The organism is Tessaracoccus sp. OH4464_COT-324 (assembly GCF_003932855.1).
Taxonomy (GTDB): domain Bacteria; phylum Actinomycetota; class Actinomycetes; order Propionibacteriales; family Propionibacteriaceae; genus Arachnia.
The window spans coordinates 1-439 of record NZ_RQYZ01000103.1; the positions used below are offsets into that span (position 1 = coordinate 1).

A 439-nucleotide genomic window follows, 5' to 3' on the forward strand; every position below is an offset into this window, starting at 1 on the left:
AAGACTTTCCCAACCTATTTTTCTGAATTCGAAAAAATTAGCCTTCAATCGTAATTTAATGGGCAAGTTTATTGCCCATTTTTATGATTAAATTCTATATTCAGCTTGCGAAATGAGTAAAAATCATTAAAATGAACGAACGTTCATTCAGTCCCTATATTGTGATATTTTCTTCAATTATCGAACAATTCTTACTGTATGTAACTTTCCCTTAATTTTATTTATTTTATAGAAATTCTTATGCGTCAATCTGAATTAGATATGACCGAGCAGGTTTTTATTGCCACAGAGAGATTAATGGCGGAAGGTGGGCTACATAGTCTGTCTATGCACAAAATTGCTAAAGAGGCAAAAATCTCTCCTGGCACTATTTATCTTTATTTTAAAAATAAAGATGAATTATTGGAGCAACTGGCTCGGCGAGTATTTAATCTTTTTT

At 31.4% G+C, this 439-nt stretch carries 1 protein-coding gene; it reads left to right on the plus strand.

Annotated elements, in window-relative coordinates:
* Positions 1 to 240 precede the first annotated feature (240 nt).
* Positions 241 to 439, plus strand: a 199-nt coding sequence (locus tag EII42_RS12295; RefSeq protein ID WP_148098062.1) for a helix-turn-helix domain-containing protein, incomplete at its 3' end; no start/stop codon positions are given.